Origin of the sequence: Synechococcus sp. CCY9202, from assembly GCF_034931685.1 — a bacterium.
In the GTDB taxonomy this organism is placed as follows: domain Bacteria; phylum Cyanobacteriota; class Cyanobacteriia; order PCC-6307; family Cyanobiaceae; genus CBW1002.
In genome coordinates this window covers 38,790-53,822 of the sequence record NZ_JAYGID010000068.1, presented here as the reverse complement: position 1 = coordinate 53,822, position 15,033 = coordinate 38,790, and the positions used below count along the sequence as shown (strand labels likewise).

The 15,033-nt window shown below is 68.9% G+C and carries 17 protein-coding genes and 1 pseudogene; 3 read left to right on the top strand and 15 right to left on the bottom strand.

The window, feature by feature from the left end; translation table 11 throughout:
- Positions 1–41: 41 nt before the first annotated feature.
- From VB777_RS09530 to VB777_RS09520, 3 genes are read right to left on the bottom strand one after another with little or no spacing between them, the layout of a single operon-like run.
- Positions 42–569: a DUF3122 domain-containing protein gene (locus tag VB777_RS09530; RefSeq protein ID WP_370594611.1), complete on the bottom strand. Its 528-nt coding sequence runs from the start codon at positions 567–569 to the stop codon at positions 42–44.
- Positions 566–3,151 carry a GH116 family glycosyl hydrolase gene (locus VB777_RS09525; RefSeq protein WP_197169661.1) on the bottom strand — a complete coding sequence of 862 codons (2,586 nt, stop codon included), beginning with the start codon at positions 3,149–3,151 and terminating at the stop codon, positions 566–568. Before VB777_RS09525 ends, VB777_RS09530 begins: the two co-directional genes overlap by 4 nt.
- Before the next feature lie 51 nt (positions 3,152–3,202).
- Positions 3,203–3,454 (bottom strand): hypothetical protein, encoded by a 252-nt coding sequence (locus tag VB777_RS09520; protein WP_323248578.1) that lies wholly within the window; start codon positions 3,452–3,454, stop codon positions 3,203–3,205.
- A gap of 118 nt (positions 3,455–3,572) precedes the next feature.
- On the opposite strand from VB777_RS09520, the gene cbiE reads away from it, so the two are divergent.
- Positions 3,573–4,907: a precorrin-6y C5,15-methyltransferase (decarboxylating) subunit CbiE gene (gene cbiE / locus VB777_RS09515; RefSeq protein WP_416223912.1), complete on the top strand. Its 1,335-nt coding sequence runs from the start codon at positions 3,573–3,575 to the stop codon at positions 4,905–4,907.
- Here the strand turns inward: cbiE and VB777_RS09510 are convergent.
- From VB777_RS09510 to pheS, 11 genes are all read right to left on the bottom strand, one after another.
- Positions 4,889–5,548 (bottom strand): Na(+)/H(+) antiporter subunit B, encoded by a 660-nt coding sequence (locus tag VB777_RS09510; RefSeq protein WP_197169659.1) that lies wholly within the window; start codon positions 5,546–5,548, stop codon positions 4,889–4,891. The genes cbiE and VB777_RS09510 overlap by 19 nt on opposite strands.
- A complete protein-coding gene (locus VB777_RS09505) occupies positions 5,545–6,069 on the bottom strand; it encodes a hydrogenase subunit MbhD domain-containing protein (protein WP_197169658.1) in 525 nt (174 codons plus the stop codon). Before VB777_RS09505 ends, VB777_RS09510 begins: the two co-directional genes overlap by 4 nt.
- Positions 6,066–6,392, bottom strand: a complete 327-nt coding sequence (locus tag VB777_RS09500) for a monovalent cation/H(+) antiporter subunit G (protein WP_197153854.1) — start codon at positions 6,390–6,392, stop codon at positions 6,066–6,068. The genes VB777_RS09505 and VB777_RS09500 overlap by 4 nt, the downstream gene beginning before the upstream one ends.
- The gene (locus VB777_RS09495) at positions 6,392–6,637 is read right to left on the bottom strand and encodes a hypothetical protein (RefSeq protein WP_197153853.1); all 246 of its coding nucleotides are present in this window, start codon (positions 6,635–6,637) and stop codon (positions 6,392–6,394) included. Before VB777_RS09495 ends, VB777_RS09500 begins: the two co-directional genes overlap by 1 nt.
- Entirely contained in the window at positions 6,634–7,065 is a 432-nt protein-coding gene (locus tag VB777_RS09490; RefSeq protein ID WP_197153852.1) for a Na+/H+ antiporter subunit E, read from the bottom strand. The genes VB777_RS09495 and VB777_RS09490 overlap by 4 nt, the downstream gene beginning before the upstream one ends.
- Positions 7,062–8,618, bottom strand: coding sequence for a proton-conducting transporter membrane subunit (locus VB777_RS09485; protein ID WP_231597745.1), 1,557 nt, complete (start codon positions 8,616–8,618; stop codon positions 7,062–7,064). Before VB777_RS09485 ends, VB777_RS09490 begins: the two co-directional genes overlap by 4 nt.
- Entirely contained in the window at positions 8,615–8,989 is a 375-nt protein-coding gene (locus tag VB777_RS09480) for a cation:proton antiporter subunit C (RefSeq protein ID WP_197169657.1), read from the bottom strand. Before VB777_RS09480 ends, VB777_RS09485 begins: the two co-directional genes overlap by 4 nt.
- 109 nt (positions 8,990–9,098) lie before the next feature.
- A complete protein-coding gene (locus VB777_RS09475; RefSeq protein WP_197169656.1) occupies positions 9,099–9,605 on the bottom strand; it encodes a DUF192 domain-containing protein in 507 nt (168 codons plus the stop codon).
- A 44-nt stretch (positions 9,606–9,649) separates the two neighbouring features.
- A complete protein-coding gene (locus VB777_RS09470; RefSeq protein WP_197153850.1) occupies positions 9,650–10,309 on the bottom strand; it encodes a response regulator transcription factor in 660 nt (219 codons plus the stop codon).
- Positions 10,306–11,229, bottom strand: a complete 924-nt coding sequence (locus tag VB777_RS09465; RefSeq protein ID WP_197169654.1) for an NAD(+) kinase — start codon at positions 11,227–11,229, stop codon at positions 10,306–10,308. The genes VB777_RS09470 and VB777_RS09465 overlap by 4 nt, the downstream gene beginning before the upstream one ends.
- Positions 11,230–11,370: 141 nt before the next feature.
- Positions 11,371–12,378, bottom strand: a complete 1,008-nt coding sequence (pheS, locus tag VB777_RS09460) for a phenylalanine--tRNA ligase subunit alpha (protein WP_323248572.1) — start codon at positions 12,376–12,378, stop codon at positions 11,371–11,373.
- A gap of 89 nt (positions 12,379–12,467) precedes the next feature.
- Between pheS and surE the strand changes: the two genes are divergently transcribed.
- Complete coding sequence (gene surE / locus VB777_RS09455; protein WP_323248569.1) at positions 12,468–13,283, top strand: 5'/3'-nucleotidase SurE; 816 nt, start codon at positions 12,468–12,470, stop codon at positions 13,281–13,283.
- 44 nt (positions 13,284–13,327) lie between these two features.
- Here the strand turns inward: surE and VB777_RS09450 are convergent, their stop codons facing one another.
- Positions 13,328–13,900 carry a DUF3611 family protein gene (locus VB777_RS09450; protein WP_197153846.1) on the bottom strand — a complete coding sequence of 191 codons (573 nt, stop codon included), beginning with the start codon at positions 13,898–13,900 and terminating at the stop codon, positions 13,328–13,330.
- Positions 13,901–14,000: 100 nt separating this feature from the next.
- Between VB777_RS09450 and VB777_RS09445 the strand changes: the two are divergent.
- Positions 14,001–14,993 (top strand): annotated as a pseudogene (locus VB777_RS09445) (bifunctional riboflavin kinase/FAD synthetase); the annotation flags it as partial.
- Between the last annotated feature and the right edge of the window lie 40 nt (positions 14,994–15,033).

Below are 15,033 nucleotides of genomic sequence, written 5' to 3'. Positions count from 1 at the left end.
GATGCCCGCCCGTGGGCTCGGCAGAGGCGAGGTCGGCAGGCTCACACTGGCTCCGCGGCGTCGTTGAGGCTGCGCCACTCCGCCACCACGTAAGGGGGCACCGGCAGGTCGGTGAACACTCCCCTCAGCTGCAGCCGCAGCGGCCGGTTCTGCTGCAGATCGGCCAGCAAGGGCGCCAGATCAAACTCAGCGGCCGCGGCCCGACCATCGCCGGCCAGGGCGGTGCTGGCCAGGGTCACATCGGCCAGTTGCCAGCTGAGGCGGCCGCTGACCACCTGCAGGTTGGTGGGGTGGTCGAGCCTCACCTTGCCGGGGTAGCCCACCAGGCGCAGGATCAAGGGGCCGCCGACCGGACCCTGGCGGTAGGCCACCACCTGCCAGCTCTGACCGTCGAGGTCCCGCAGGCTCTCGAGGCTGCGGACTACCGGGATGCTGTTCTGATCCGGATGGGCATGCAGCTGGGCCATCGCCAGCGCTGGCCAGCCCAGCCAGCAGAGCAGACCCAGGATCAGGGCCAGGCCAGGCTGGAGTGGGTGGGCCCAGCGCCGCTTCAGGGGAGGCACGTTCAAGCTGGCTGCTCCCTGTGCAACGGCCAGGGGGCCGGCTGTTCCGCGCCGGGAATCGCCTGCCAGTCCGTATGGGTGGCCCACAGGGCCCAGATCGCCATGGCCCGCAGGTAGTGGCAGGCGCGGAAGGTGTTCACCGCCGTGATCGCCTCGGGGGTGCGGAACTGCAGGCCGCCCCCATAGACCTGCTGCACCACGGCGCCGGTGATCGCGAAGGCGGTGCTGCTGTCGCCCATCAGCCGGTAGTAGGCGGCCAGGCCGAAGTTGATGCCGGTCCACACCTCCAGCGGGTGGGTGCCGTTGGGATCGAGGGGCGTGCCGTCGCGACGCAGGCCATTGGCCACACCGAGGCTGCCACCCCTGAACCCCTCGAAACAGGCTTCCTTGACGGCGTTGAGGGCGGAATGGGCACGATCGTCGGCCACCACGGCGGGCAGACCGAGCAGGCGGGCGTAGAAATCGCCGCAGAGCTGGTCGGCCATCACCACGGGGGTGCCGCTACAGGCATCTATGGCGTAGTACTCGCCGTTCCAGAGCAACCGGTCGAAATTGGCGCGTGACTGCTCCAGCCAGCCGCTGAACTGCCGTTGCTCCTCTGAGGTGTCGAGGCCCAGCTCCAGCTGGAGGCGCTGGCCCATCGCCAGGGCCGCCTCCAGGGCCGCGATCCAGAGCGCACCGCAATAGGCGCTCACGCCCTGCAGCGGCCAGTCGTCGAAGGTCTGGTCCGGGGCGCCGCCGTTGTCGGGCAGGCCGTCGTCGTTGGCGTCAAAGGTCTTGAGGTAGCGCAGCGCGTCCACGGCGGCCGGCCAGCACTCCGCCAGGAAGCGCAGGTCTTCTCCGGTCGGGGCGAGCCGGAACGTGCGCCAGACCTGCAGCACGAAGTCGCTGGCCAGATCCTTCCAGAGATTGCAGTCTTGATAAGCGGTGTAGTTGGTGGCATCCCAGGGCCGCTCGTTGGGGGCCCCGAGGTCGTGGGGTGTGGCACCAGCCACCTTGCGGGCGGCCTCGACGCGGCCCCGCCCCTGGGTGAAATACCAGCCGATCGGCCGCGGTGTGGGGTCGGCGGCGGGGATGGCGCGGGCGAAGCTGCGCAGCACGCTCTTGTCCAGCTCCGGCCAGAGCTGCAGCAGAGCGAAGGAGCCGTAGAGCCGCACATCAAGGCTCTCGTACCAGGCGTAGTCGAGGCACTCCAGCACCCCGAAGCGGCCCACCGGATCGGCGGGACTGGCAGCGGTCCAGAGGCTGCCGCCGCTGGCCAGGTCATAGAGCTCGTTGAACAGGGCCATGCGCAGCGGCTCCGGCAGGTCGGTGCGCTCCAGCACGGGCTGCTGCCAGGCGTCGATCCGCTCCAGCCAGCCGCGCCAGTCCCGCAGGGCTTCGGCGGCGATGGCGGCGGCATTGTCTCCCACCGCACCGAAGACATCGGTGTAGCGACGCAGGGCGGTCGTGCCGCTGGCGAAGGCCGTGACCGGCAGGTCCCAGCTGATCACCACTGGGATCTCGACCGTGGCGCCGGGCTCCAGGCGCAGCTGCACCGCCAGGGCGGCACTGGCGGGATCGTTCTCCGCACTGCGGCGATCGTTGTCGCCATCGGGGATGGAGCCGTCGCGGGCGAAGGGTTCCCAGAGTTCGGCGCCACTGCCAGCCGGGTTCCAGCGGCTGCAGCGCTGAATGCGGGCCCCCGGCACGCCGGCTGCCTCCAGGGCTGCGGCATCGGGCACCGCCAGGCACCACTGCCCTTCCCCTTCGGCGATCGGCTCGCTACGCTCGCCCTCCAGCAGGATCCCCTGCAGGCCCGGCTGATCGATCCAGCGGTTGCGCTGGCCGCGGCTGTGGCCGATGGCGGGCACGTAGTTGTGCTCTGGGCTGCCGTCGTCGCGGAAGTGCACCGAGGCGGAGGGATCGGTATTGCGGAACCAGCCCACGGTGTTGCGCCAGCTCAGCAGCAACGACAGGTCCAGGGGGCGGTCGCTGGGGTTGTGCAGCGTCCACACGAACACCGCCACCGGATAGCTGCTGCGCTGGTAGTCGCCCGGCAGGATCGGACTGAAGGCCTCGCAGCTGAGCTCGGCGGCGAACACACCGCTGTAGTGGGTGGCGCTGAGGGGATAGCGGGCGGCGTAGGTGCCGGTGGTGGTCTCGGCGGTGCTGGCGGGGTACCAGCTCCAGCTGGTCAGGGGCTCGCCCGCCTCGGGCCGGGAGGCGTCCAGCGGCGGCTTCACGGCCAGGGCATGGGCGCGGCTGCTGCTGCCATCGCTCTCGAACAGGGCGAACTGGCAGTCCGGCAGGGTGCCGAACCAGTGCTCGCCGCCGTCCAGGTGCCAGAGGTTGACGCTGCCATCGGGGCCTCGGCCGATGCAGCCGGCGCCGAAGCCCCCCAGGGGCATGCCGTGGTTGGGGCCGTCGTCGAGGTTGCTGGCGTAGCGCACGGTGTAGGGCGCGTCCCAACCCAGACCAAAGGGTCGCGACCAGCTGGCCACCGGAGGCTTCCAGGCCGTGCCGGCGCTGCGGCGGGACCCTTCAACCGGACGGGATCCGGCGTCCCGCAGCAGCGATGTCAGGGCGGACAGGCCAAAACGCGCCATGCAGGTTCTATGGATGCCCCCAGCTTGTCAGAGCTGGGTTGTCCCGTTCGATCACGGCTGCCACTCCTGGGGATTCGGCGCCGGGAAGCCCCCATTCACCTCCTGATCCACCAGGGCATCGAGGGTGACGGCGGAGCGCACCAGGGCCTGATAACGCAGCACCACCCGGCGGTTGCGCTCGATCCAGGTGCCGGCATCGCCATCGGGCAGGCCGGCACCGTCGCCGGAAAGCAGCTCCAGGTCGCCCTGCTGGGCCAGCAGGGCGAGCACCAGATCGTGGATGCGCTGGCGGCGGTCATGCATGGCGGAGTGGCCGACGGACTCCCGAGGGAACGGAGTTGAGCATCATGGCCAGCACTGGCCGTGGCAAGCCCTGAGCGAACAATCCTGGCTGGATGTGGTGGGCACCGGTGCCGGCGGCATGGCCAGCCTGCCGGCGGCGGCACAGCAGTTGGTGCGCAAGGCTGCGCTGGTGGCCGCCCCGGCTCGCCTGCTCGACGAGCTGGAGCTCTGGTCGAAGATCCAGGGCCCGCAGACCACTGAGACCCTGACGGAGGCTGCAGGACTGTTCTCCGCCAAGTCAGCCATCACGGGTTCAGGCGCTTCGGACGCATCCGGACCAGGTTCTGGGCCTCTCCTGATCGCCAGCGACAGACCCGCCGAACTGATCCCCCGGCTGCAAGAGGCCTTGGCCAAGAACTGCCGCGTGGTGCTCCTGGCCAGCGGCGATCCGCTCTGGTTCGGCATCGGCCGGATCCTGCTGCAGCACTTCAGCCCGGAGCAGTTGCGCTTCCATCCCGCCCCCAGCTCCCTGCAGCTGGCCTTCGCCCGCCTCGGCCGCCCCTGGCAGGACGCCAGCTGGATCAGCCTGCATGGCCGTGATCCGGCGCCGCTGGCGGCGGCGCTGCAGAAGCGTCCTGCCGCCCTGGCGGTGCTGACCGATCCGGGCCGCGGTGGAGCTGCTGAGGTGCGCAGCCTGCTGCGGGCCTCGGGCCTGGAGGCGGCCTACGGCCTGTGGGTCTGCGAGCGGCTCGGGCATCCAGCCGAGCGGGTGCAGCGGCTGGCGCCTGCCGCGGCCCTGCCGGAGGATCTCGATCCGCTGCACCTGGTGGTGCTGCTCGCGGAGGCGCCGCCGCCGCCGGATCCGCTGGCGTTGCCCCTGTTCGGGCTGGCCGATGGGCTCTGGCTGCAGCACGACGACCGGCCGGGTCTGATGACCAAACGGGAGGTGCGCATCCAGCTGCTGGCCGATCTGGAGTTGCCGCCCAGCGGTGTGCTCTGGGACCTGGGGGCGGGGGTGGGCACGATCGGACTGGAGGCGCTGCGGCTGCGGCCGGCTCTGCAGCTCTGGGCCGTGGAGAGCCGCAGTGGATCCAGCGCCTTGATCGAAGCCAACGCGGCACGGCTGGGCGTCCGACCGGCCGCCATCCTCGAAGGCCGAGCGCCGGCGGTGCTGGAACAGCTGCCCGATCCCGATCGGGTGCTGATCGGCGGCGGCGGCCGAGATCGCGGTCCGATCCTCGAGGCTGTGATGGGGCGCCTGCGGCCCGGCGGCAGAGTGGTGCTTCCCCTGGCGACCCTGGAAGCCCTGGCGGACCTGCGGCCCCGGCTGGAGCAGGCCGGTTTCTGCCTCAGCGTCAGCCAGCATCAGGCCTGGCGCGGCGCTCCCCTGGCCGAGGGCACCCGCCTGGCGCCGCTCAATCCAGTGCTGGTGCTGACCGGAGTCAAGCCCGCCCTTCAGAGCAAACCGCGGTAACGAACGAAGAGCTGCACCATCGCCCAGGAGCCCAGCGTCACCTTGAGGGCGACCAGAATATTGAGCAGGGGAATCCAGCCACCGCTGGCGAGGCTGCCGAAAGCCCCCTGCGGCGGCGCCAGGCCATCCAGGGCGAGGAACGCCAACAGCACGAAGGCGATCACGGCGGCCTTTTCCCAGAGATCGGCCCGGTAGCGCTTGTAAAGACGGTCGAAGGCGGCGGCGGATCCACTGATCAGCAGCAATCCGATCGCGGTGCCACCGGCGACCCCGGCGGCGAAGCCTCCTCCTGGGGAAAGATGGCCCCGCAGGGCGAGTTCCACCCCGATCAGGGCTGAGATCGTCGCTCCCAGGCGGCAGAGCGTCACCGATGGGGGGTCGTCGAGGGAGCGGACCCGTGCTGCGGCGACTTCGCCGGCAAGAACAAAGCGAACGCCGAGCGAGGCCAGGGTGAACACCACCACTTCGGCGACCGTGTCGTAGAGCCGGGTGTGGAGAATCACGCCCGACACAAGGTTGGGAACGCCGGTCTGGGAGGTGATGCCAGCCAGCAGGGAAGTCAGCGGCTCGGCCACGGGCAGGGGCGAGCTCAGGGGCGCCAGGCAGAGCGCGATCGCCGCCAGCAGGTAGAGCCAGGTCATGGCCGCGGCTCCAGCACCAGCTCACCGCCGTCGTCCTGCCAGCGCTGGAAGCCCTCGAGAGCCCGCAACTTCGCCGCCAGCTGGGGGTTGCCGAGTACCAGCCGTTGCCCCTGCTCGATGCGGCCGTGGCAGGGCATGGGTCCGCTGGCGCTGGCCTCAGACCTGGAGAGCAGGCGAAGACGAAGGTGCAGAGGCTCCAGCCAGGTGCGCAACAGCTGGATCCGCTCCTCCTGCAGGGGCTCGCCCTCGGGCACGGACAGCAGCAGCGCCATCGAGGAACGCAGGGCCACGGCGTAGAGCGTTGTCGAGAGCAAGGTGCCCACCAGTGCCTCAGTCAGGGCGACATCGGGAGCGCCGAGCAAGGCATAGAGCAGGGTGGCCACCGATCCCAGGATTCCGCGCAGCACAAGGGTCTGGTAGGGGTTGGACTGGCTCACCAGCAGGATGGCAGTGAGTGGCAGCAGGGCCGTGATCGGCAGCAACAGATCGAGATCGCTGGCCAGGGTGAAGACCTGGTTCATCGCGGCTCCCCCTGCGGGTTGCGGGAGAAGCCCGTGGGCCTTCTGCGCGATTGGGAACAGGTCGCCAGCACATAGCCGAAAATCGTGTTCCACAGCATCAGTGCCAGCAGCCCCAGGGTGAGCAGCGGCCACTGCCGCGGAATGCGCAGCAGCAGACCCAGAAGCATCAGGGCCGAGCCGAGGGTGTCGGCCACCGAAAGGGCATGCAGCTTACGGGCATAGCTGGAGGTCTCCAGCAGGGGCCAGGTTCCCCAGAACCAGAACACCAGGCCGGTGCCGAGCAGCAGCAGGCTGGCGGTTTCGCTGATGGCAGCCAGGCCCATCACCGCTCCTCCCGCAGCAGATTGGCGAGCAGCAGCATGCCCGCATTGCCGGCGCTCAGCACGATCACCCCCACCAGGCCGAGCATCCAGTCGCTCCTCACCACCGAGACAACGAGGATGATCAGGGCCACCTTCGAGGCGATGCTCGCGAAGGCGGCCAGCCGGTGCCAGACGTCCTGCTGGCGGCAGGCAACGGCAATCGGAATCAGCAGGGCCAGGACCATGCCCCAGAGCAGCACGGTCATGGCGTCTCCTCGGCTGATGGCCTGAGCGTCTGCCGCCGGGGAAGCAAGGCATGGACGCGGTAATGCTGGCCATCGGGCTCCAGCCCCAGGGCGATCGTGAACGGCGTGAGGGTGATGCGGAACACGTCCAGGAAAATCAGCAGCGGAATGCTTCGATTCGTCACCGGTTCCTGGATCAGACGCTCCTCCAGATCGACGGCCACCATCAGCCTCAGGGCCTCGCCGTAGGCCTGGGGGACGGCCGCCAGACTGAGCCAGAGGGCGCGCACCAGCTCTCGCAGGGGCAGCGGCCTCGATCGGGCTCTCGGCAGAGCCAGGGCCACGGCCACACCGATCAGCAGATTGAGACGACCGAGATCGGCCGTGAGCAGGCACCAGAGCAGCAGCCGGAAGCCGGTGCTCAAGAACAGGGGGAGGAGTCTTCTCATGGCTGCAGCGCCACCATCAGGGAGGCCCCGACAATCCCGACGCTGCCGACAAGATCCTGGAAACGTTCCAGGTCTGGCAGCCTCAGCTGGCCCAGTCGGCGCAGCGGCTCCAGGGTGCGGTGGACGATCAGGGCCGCCAGCAGAACCAGGGCGGTCTTGGCGGCACCCTTGAGGATCGAGCTGGACAGATCAGCCATCGAGGCTGTCGAACCAACCAAGGAGGCCGACCCACCCCACCCGGCGATGGGCAGAAGCACAGTCAACAGCAGCAAGGCCGCCAGCAACAGAACGACCCCGGCAGACCAGGAGGCCCCCGATCGGGCTTGCTCCAGCGCGGCGTCCGGTGCGGCTGGATCATGGGGAAGAGCCGCTGACAAGGGGGTGCCCCAGAGGCGGACATAGACCGCTGCTGTGCCCACCATCAGCACCGTGGTGACCAGGGCCGTTGGCCCGGCAATCGCCTCGTCCAGCTGTTGCTTGGCGAGGTATCCGAGCAAGGGCGGCGCCCCCACGATCGAGAGGGACGCGATCCACAGGGGCCAGGCGACTGCAGCCGGCAGGGGCCGACTGACCCAACCCAGCAGCTGGCGGCTGGGGAAACGCCGTGCCAACAGGAAGAGAGTGGCCTTGGCCAACCCATGGGCCAGGGCATACAGACCAGCTGCGGCCGGCACCAGAACCACAAAGCCCACCTGGGAGAGGGTGCTCCAGGCCAGCAGGCGCTTCGCATCGGTCTCCACCAGCGCGAACAGGATGCCGAGGGCCGCACTGGCCAGGCCGATCGGGACCATCACGGCCGAAAGCGATGGCACGACATCCATCAGACGCACCAGGGGGCAAAGTCCGCCGGCGACGACTACGCCGGAGAGCAGGGCAGACACCTCAGCCGGCGACTCGGCATGGGTGCGCGGTAGCCACAGGCCCGAGAGGAACAGACCGGATTTGGTGAACAGGCCCACCAGCAGCAGGGCCAGGGCACCACCACCGCTGGTGAGGGCCACCGCTTCGAAGCGGAAGCTGCCCTGCTGGAGATAGATCACCGCGGCACCGATCAGATACAGGGTCATCACCGTGTTGCCGATCAGCAGATAGCGAAGCCCCACCCAGAGGCAACGATCCGATCGGCTCGTGAGCACGAGCAGGAAGGCACTGACCCCCACCACCTCCAGGCAGACATACAGGCTGATCAGATCAACGCTGACGAACGCTGAATTGAGGCCGCCCTGCAGCACCATCATCAGCAGCAGAAACGGCCCTGTGCTCGGCCGTTGCCAGCCATCCAGCAGCACCGCGCCGCAGACCAGGGCATTGAGCAACAGGAAGGGAACAGCCAGGGCATCGGGCGCCAGCGCGACCCCTTCAGGGCCAAGAAGCAGGAGCGTGGCCGGCATGGCCTGAAGCCCAATCGCCGCGGCGATGGCAGCAGTGGCCAGCACACAGCCCAGGGCCAGCCAGCGAGCCAGTGCCGGCAGCAGGGCGGCCAGGAAAGCCGCCAGGAACGGCAGCAGCAGCCATGCGGTCAGGATCGTTTCTGGGGAGAGGGCAGCGATCACTGCGTCTCCTTGATGTCGAAGCTGGCCAGATCGAGGCAGGGATCGCGCAGGGAGAGACGCGAGATCACCACCAGCAGCAGGGCCTGGATCGACAGGCCGATCACGATGGCCGTGAGGATCACCGCCTGCGGGATCGGATCGGCCCAGGCCGACACCCCCAGCGCCTGGATGGCCCCATCCGGCGTTCGTCCGAGGATGGGGCTGCGCAGGCCCGAGCGGGCTGCCAACAGCACAAACAGCGCCACAACGGCACTGCCCATCACATCCATGGCGAGAACCTTGAGGAAGAGGTTGCGCCGCAGCAGCAAGCCAACCAGTCCGGCCAGCACGGCCAGGAGAATCAGAAGTTCCAGAAGCCGGAAGGCTTCCATGCGATCAGGTGGCCCGGGGGACAGCCGGGACGGAAGCGGAACAGTAGCGATCCCGGCTGAAAACGGACTGGGGCAGCCGGTGACACCTGATTGCTGCCACGGAGGGCGACTAGGGAGACAAGGAAGGTCCAGAGGGAAGGGGCTCCAGCTGGACGCGGGTCCCGATCACAATGGCCTGGGCTTCCGCCTGGCCCGCCGCCAGCTCGATCACCCCGTCCACCGCCTGGTCGGGGCCGTAGCTCCGGCAGGGAAGATGGGGGCAGGGTTGCGTGTTGGTCTCGATCGCGATCACCTGGCCATCACGCACGAAGAGCATGTCCAGCGGTTCGGGCGTGCGGTGCATCCAGAAGCGGGCCAGGGCCGGGGGGTCGTAGGGGAACCACATGCCCCGCAGGGGCGGCAAGGGGGGACGCAGCTGCAGGCCGAGGGCCTGCTCGCGGGGAGCATCAGCCACCTCCAGGTCGATGCAGCGATCGGCCTCCAGGCACCAGCGAGCCTCGATCGGCAGAAACTGCGGCGCAGCCTTGGGGGCGGAATCCGTTGCAGGGGGGCGGGTGGTGGCTGGGGGATCAGTGCCAGCCCGGGCACACCCAGCGGCCAGCACCAACACCGTCATTCCGATCAGGCGAAGTCCACGCAGGGAGTGTTCTCGGTGGATGCTCATCCACGGCCCTCCAGCGTCGGCAGGCGCTCGGCGAGACAGTAGCCACGGCCCCGCACGGTGTGGATCAGGCGCCGCTCGCCACCCTCTTCCAGTTTCTGGCGCAGATAGCGCACATACACCTCAATCACGTTGCTGGCCGTGGCCTGCTGGTCGTCCCAGACCTCCCGCAGGATCTGCTCGCGGCTCACCACCTCCCCGGCATGGCGCAGCAGCAGCAGCAGCAGCTGGTATTCCCGCGCCGTCAGAGCAACGGACCGGTTGCCGCGCTTAACCTTACGGCCGCTGGGGTTGACCCGCAGGTCGGCCACCTGCAGCACCGGCAAGGGCGTCGTGCTGCGGGTGGCCAGCTGCAGATGGAGCCGCAGGCGGGTGAGCAGATCACTGGGTGGACTGCTGGAGAGCCAGTAGTCGTCGGCGCCGGCGGTGAGGCAGCGGGAACGGCCTTCCACCGAATCCGTTGCGATATCCAGCAACACCGGGATCGGACCCCAGCGGCGCCGCAGCTCCTGGATCTGGGGGGCCTGATCGGATGAGAGCAGGGCCGCGTCCACGTTGGAATCGTGATCCAGGGCGGTGAGGGGCTGATAGCCCGAGGCCGCCAGCCGCTCCGCCAGGGCCACCGCTTCAGGACCCAGCAGCAGAACGGCGGAGCTCATCGTCCCTGCTCCGGTGCCGACCCCGGCTTGGCCACGTGGGGTAAACCCCAGCCCAGCTTGTTGCGCAACACCTGGAAGAACTCGTGGTCGGCCAACCGCACAAAGCGCACCGGATGGTCGCTGCGACGGATCAGCACGCGATCTTCCGGCCACACATAGCAGCCGGCGCTGCCGTCCACCACCATCATCAAGCGCTCTGGTGTGGCTGGAAACACGGTCACCGGCTCCCGATCGTTGAACACCAGGGCGCGGGAGGCCAGGGAATGGGGTGCGATCGGCGTCAGCTGCAGCACCGGGCAGTCCGGCGTGATCACGGGGCCACCGGCGCTGAGCGCATAGGCCGTGGAGCCGGTGGGTGAGGAGAGGATCACGCCATCGGCGGCGATGTCCACCGGCGCATGGCGGCCGATCGCGATCTCGAAGTGGCACATGCTGGTGAGCGGTTCGCGGTGCAGGGCCATCTCGTTGAGGCAGAGCACCTCCCAGCGCCGCTGCTCACCGCGCATCACACTCACCACCAGCAGAGTGCGCTCCTCCACCGTCCAGCGGCGTTCGATCACCTGCTCGATCACGGCATCGAGGTCCTTGAGGTAGGCCTCGGCCAGGAAGCCGAGGTGTCCCGTGTTGATCGTCAGGATCGGCACGCCGATCGGCGCGGTCTGGCGCGCCGCCGAGAGCACGGTGCCATCGCCCCCGAGCACCACGGCCAGCTCCATGTCCGCGTTGAAGAGGGGCGGAACGCAGGCCGCATAGCCGAGGCTGCGCAGGTGCTGGTCGGGGTTGGCGAAGCCCACCATGCCGCCGGAACTGCTCACCCGCACCACCTCGAAGCCACCGTTCTGGAGGCGCTCTTCGATGGCGTTGGCCGTGGTGATGGCCAGGTCCTTGCCGTCGTTGACGATCAGTCCGACCCGGGGCACCGATCGCAGGCAAGTGGCAAGCTGAGTTTATGGGCGCCGTCCGGCCGCTGACGGGCCCCGTTCACAAGGCGCAGCCGCCCCCTCAGCCGGCCGAGCCACTGTTGCCTCAGAAAGGGCAGAGCACCGGATCAAGGCAACGGCTCAGAACTGCTCAAGGAAGCGGAGGTCGCTGGTGAACAGTCGGCGGATGTCGTCGATGCCGTGGCGCACCATGCAGAAGCGCTCGACCCCCAGGCCGGCGGCGAAACCGCTCCAACGCTCCGGGTCGAGACCCAGACCCTGCAGCACCGCAGGGTCGACCATGCCACACCCCATCACTTCCAGCCAGCGGCCCCGCCATTGCACATCCACCTCGGCGGAGGGCTCGGTGAAGGGGAAGTAGCTGGCCCGGAAGCGCACCGGCAGATCGCCGAAGAACTGCTGCAGGAAGGTGGTCACGGTGCCGCGCAGGTGGCTGAAATCCAGCCCCTCGTCGATCGCCAGCACCTCCACCTGGTGGAAGACCGGCGAGTGGGTGGCATCCACGGCATCGCGGCGATAGACGCGGCCGGGGGCCACGATCCGCACCGGCGGTGGGTTGTTCTCAAGGTGACGGATCTGCACCGGTGAGGTGTGGGTGCGCAGCAGACGGTCGCCGGGCAGATAGAAGGTGTCCTGCATGTCCCGGGCCGGGTGGTGCTCCGGAATGTTCAGGGCGGTGAAGTTGTAATAGTCGGTCTCGATTTCGGGGCCTTCCGACACCCGGTAGCCCAGCCCGGCGAACAGGTCGACGATCTCCTCCACGGTGGCGATCAGGGGATGGCGATGGCCCGGCGGCACAAAGCTGCACGGGGCGGTGACATCCAGCGTCTCCTGGGCGATCCGTTCGGCCAGGGCGGCCCCCTTCACCGCCTGCAGCCGCTCGGCCATCAGGCCCTGCACCTGCTCCTTGAGCCGGTTGGCGCGCTGACCCACCAGCGGACGCTCCGGAGCGGGCAGCTTGCCCATGGCCCCCAGCACCCCTGACAGGCGTCCTTTTTTCCCCAGCAGACCGACCCGCAGCTCCTCGAGAGCCTCGGGGCTGGCGGCCGAGGCAATGGCGTCGGCCGCCTCCGCCTCGAGCCGATCGAGCTGGCCTACGAGCTCCTGCAGGCTGACGGGGGCGCTCACGGCAGTCACGGCACGGGTGATGGGGATGGCCGACTGTAAGGAGGCGCCCTGTTTAGGTTGCCAGCAGCCACAGCAGCCAGAGCACACCGATGGCACCGCTCCGGATCCTGATCAGCAACGACGACGGGGTCTTCGCCGGCGGCATCCGTACCCTCGCCGCGGCAGCGGCGCAACGGGGGCACCAGGTCACGGTGGTGTGCCCGGACCAGGAGCGCTCCGCCACCGGCCATGGCCTCACCCTTCAGACCCCCATCCGGGCGGAACGGGCCGATGAACTCTTCGCCGAGGGGATCACCGCCTGGGCCTGCAGCGGCACCCCCAGCGACTGCGTCAAGCTCGCCCTGTTCAGCCTGCTGGATCAGTGGCCCGATCTGGTGCTGTCGGGCATCAACCACGGCCCCAACCTCGGCACCGATGTGCTGTACTCGGGCACCGTCAGTGCGGCCATGGAGGGCACGATCGAGGGCCTGCCCGCCCTGGCGGTGAGCAGCGCTGATTTCCAGTGGCGCCAGTTCGAACCCGCCGCCGAACTGGCCCTGGAAGTGGTCGAGGCAATGCTGGCAGACGGCTGGCCCCAGGGATCCCTGCTCAACCTCAATGTGCCGGCGCTGCCGCCGGAGCGGATCGGAGCGCTGCGCTGGTGCCGCACCGCCGTGCGCCGCTACACCGATCAGTTCGACAAGCGCATCGATCCCCGCGGCCGCACCTATTACTGGCTGGCAGGTGAGGTGGCCAACGATCTGGAGGCCACGGCGGCGGGGCCGGGCGAGTGGCCGACGGACGTGGCCCATGTGGCCGAGGGGGGCGCGTCACTGACGCCCCTGCAACCCGAGCTGTTCTGGCGTGGTGATGCCATAGCCCTGCCGCCCTGCGAGAGCCTGCGGCCCAGCCGCAAGCTCGACTGAACCCTCCTGGTGAGACCGTGCCGCCGTGCGGGGTCACCTGCCGTTCAGGCCGTGCGGGAGATGCGCTGCAGCATCCAGAGGGTGAAGATCAGGCCGATCAGATGGGCGAACAGCACCTGGGTGTTGCTCAGCACCGAGAGCATTTCCAGGGAGGTGATCGGATAGTTCGTGATCCGCCCATTCGGGGTGCTCATCACCCCGCCGAAGGCGAAACCCGCCTGCATCGAGGCCTGCACGAACAGACTGCCCGCCAGGGCCTGATAGCCCACCGCCGCCAGGGTGAGTCCGACCAGATCGGCCAGCAGCCCGCGTTTGATCAGACGGGCGGTTTCGCCGCGGCTGGGCCGCACCGGACTGGCCAGGGCGCGGCCGCAGCGCACGATCAACCAGCCTTGCCAGAGGCTGAACAGCAATGCAAAGAACGACAGCGTGGTCAGGGAGAGGCCGGGCCCCAGGCCCAGGGCCTTGTCGGCGCGGGCCGCGATCTGACCGCCGATGTTGTTGAACAGCAGCACCCCCACCACCACGACCCCCAGCACCAGCTGGGTCCAGAAGCGCACCCAGCCCACCCGCCGCAGGGCCGCGGAGATGCGCTGGAGATCAAGAGGGTCGGCCATGGAGCGGCACCGAAGCTCCCCAAACTTGCCATGGGAAGATCAGCCCCTGTCCTGGAATCGGCCCTGTCGCCCTGCCCCCACGTTCCGGACGCCTGACGCATTGATCCCTCTGCGATCCCCCCAGGACGCCTTTCGTCCTTCCAGCATCGCCCTGGGCAGCTTTGACGGCCTGCATCAGGGCCACCGACGGGTGATCGCGGCGATCACAGGCCAGAACTGCCCCAGTGGCTGCACCCCCACGGTGGTGAGCTTCTGGCCCCATCCTCGGGAGGTGCTCCATGGCGACACCCGCCTGAGGCTGGACCTGCCCGCCGAGAAGATCGCCCTGCTCCAGCCCCTGGCGGTCAGGCAGCTGGTGTTGATTCCGTTTGATCGCGCTCTGGCCAGCCTCAGTCCTGAAGCTTTTGTCGAGCAGGTGCTGGTCGATCAGCTGCAGGCGCGCCGGATCGCGGTGGGGGACAACTTCCGCTTCGGGGCGGGCCGCCGCGGCGACGCCCAGGACCTGGCCCGGATCGCCGCCGGGCATGGTGTGGCGGTGGCGGTGCTGCCGATGCTCTGGGATGGCAGCGAGCGCGTGAGCAGCAGCCGCATCCGCCGGGCTCTGGCGGCCGGAGAGCTCGACGAAGCCCGACGTCTGCTGGATCGTCCCTACCGCTTCTGCGGCCAGGTGGGCAGCGGCCGCGGTCTGGGGCGGACCCTGGGCTGGCCCACGGCCAATCTGCAGGTGGACGGGCGCAAGTTCCTGCCCGCCGAAGGGGTCTATGCCGCCTGGGCCTGGGCGCATCAGCCTGGCAGCGATCAGGCAGACGGCAACACAGGGGCATTGGCGGAGCGAGCTGCCAGAGCCGGGACAGAGGCCCCCAGGGAGGCGATGGCGGCGGTGATGAACCTGGGTCCCCAGCCCACGGTGGATCCCCAGGCCCCTTCCGCCGTGGAGGTGCACCTGCTGGATCGCCAGCTCAACCTCAACGGCCTCGCTCTGACGGTGGAGCCGTTGCGCCTGCTGCGCAGCCAATGCCGATTCAGTGGTCTGGAGGAACTGGTGGCGCAGATCGGCAGGGACGCTGACCAGGCACGTCAGATCTGCGCGGCGATCGTGCCCGACCCAGACCCCTGGAATGCTGATGGCTGAA

Coding starts and splice junctions, on each gene's coding strand:
- VB777_RS09450 (WP_197153846.1), bottom strand. CDS start 13,900: ATGGCCGACCCTCTTGATCTCCAGCGCATCTCCGCGGCCCTGCGGCGG.
- VB777_RS09525 (WP_197169661.1), bottom strand. CDS start 3,151: ATGGCGCGTTTTGGCCTGTCCGCCCTGACATCGCTGCTGCGGGACGCC.
- VB777_RS09490 (WP_197153852.1), bottom strand. CDS start 7,065: ATGAGAAGACTCCTCCCCCTGTTCTTGAGCACCGGCTTCCGGCTGCTG.
- VB777_RS09510 (WP_197169659.1), bottom strand. CDS start 5,548: ATGACCTGGCTCTACCTGCTGGCGGCGATCGCGCTCTGCCTGGCGCCC.
- surE (WP_323248569.1), top strand. CDS start 12,468: ATGGCACCGCTCCGGATCCTGATCAGCAACGACGACGGGGTCTTCGCC.
- VB777_RS09495 (WP_197153853.1), bottom strand. CDS start 6,637: ATGACCGTGCTGCTCTGGGGCATGGTCCTGGCCCTGCTGATTCCGATT.
- VB777_RS09520 (WP_323248578.1), bottom strand. CDS start 3,454: ATGCATGACCGCCGCCAGCGCATCCACGATCTGGTGCTCGCCCTGCTG.
- VB777_RS09480 (WP_197169657.1), bottom strand. CDS start 8,989: ATGGAAGCCTTCCGGCTTCTGGAACTTCTGATTCTCCTGGCCGTGCTG.
- VB777_RS09475 (WP_197169656.1), bottom strand. CDS start 9,605: ATGACGGTGTTGGTGCTGGCCGCTGGGTGTGCCCGGGCTGGCACTGAT.
- VB777_RS09505 (WP_197169658.1), bottom strand. CDS start 6,069: ATGAACCAGGTCTTCACCCTGGCCAGCGATCTCGATCTGTTGCTGCCG.
- VB777_RS09470 (WP_197153850.1), bottom strand. CDS start 10,309: ATGAGCTCCGCCGTTCTGCTGCTGGGTCCTGAAGCGGTGGCCCTGGCG.
- VB777_RS09500 (WP_197153854.1), bottom strand. CDS start 6,392: ATGGGCCTGGCTGCCATCAGCGAAACCGCCAGCCTGCTGCTGCTCGGC.
- cbiE (WP_416223912.1), top strand. CDS start 3,573: ATGGCCAGCCTGCCGGCGGCGGCACAGCAGTTGGTGCGCAAGGCTGCG.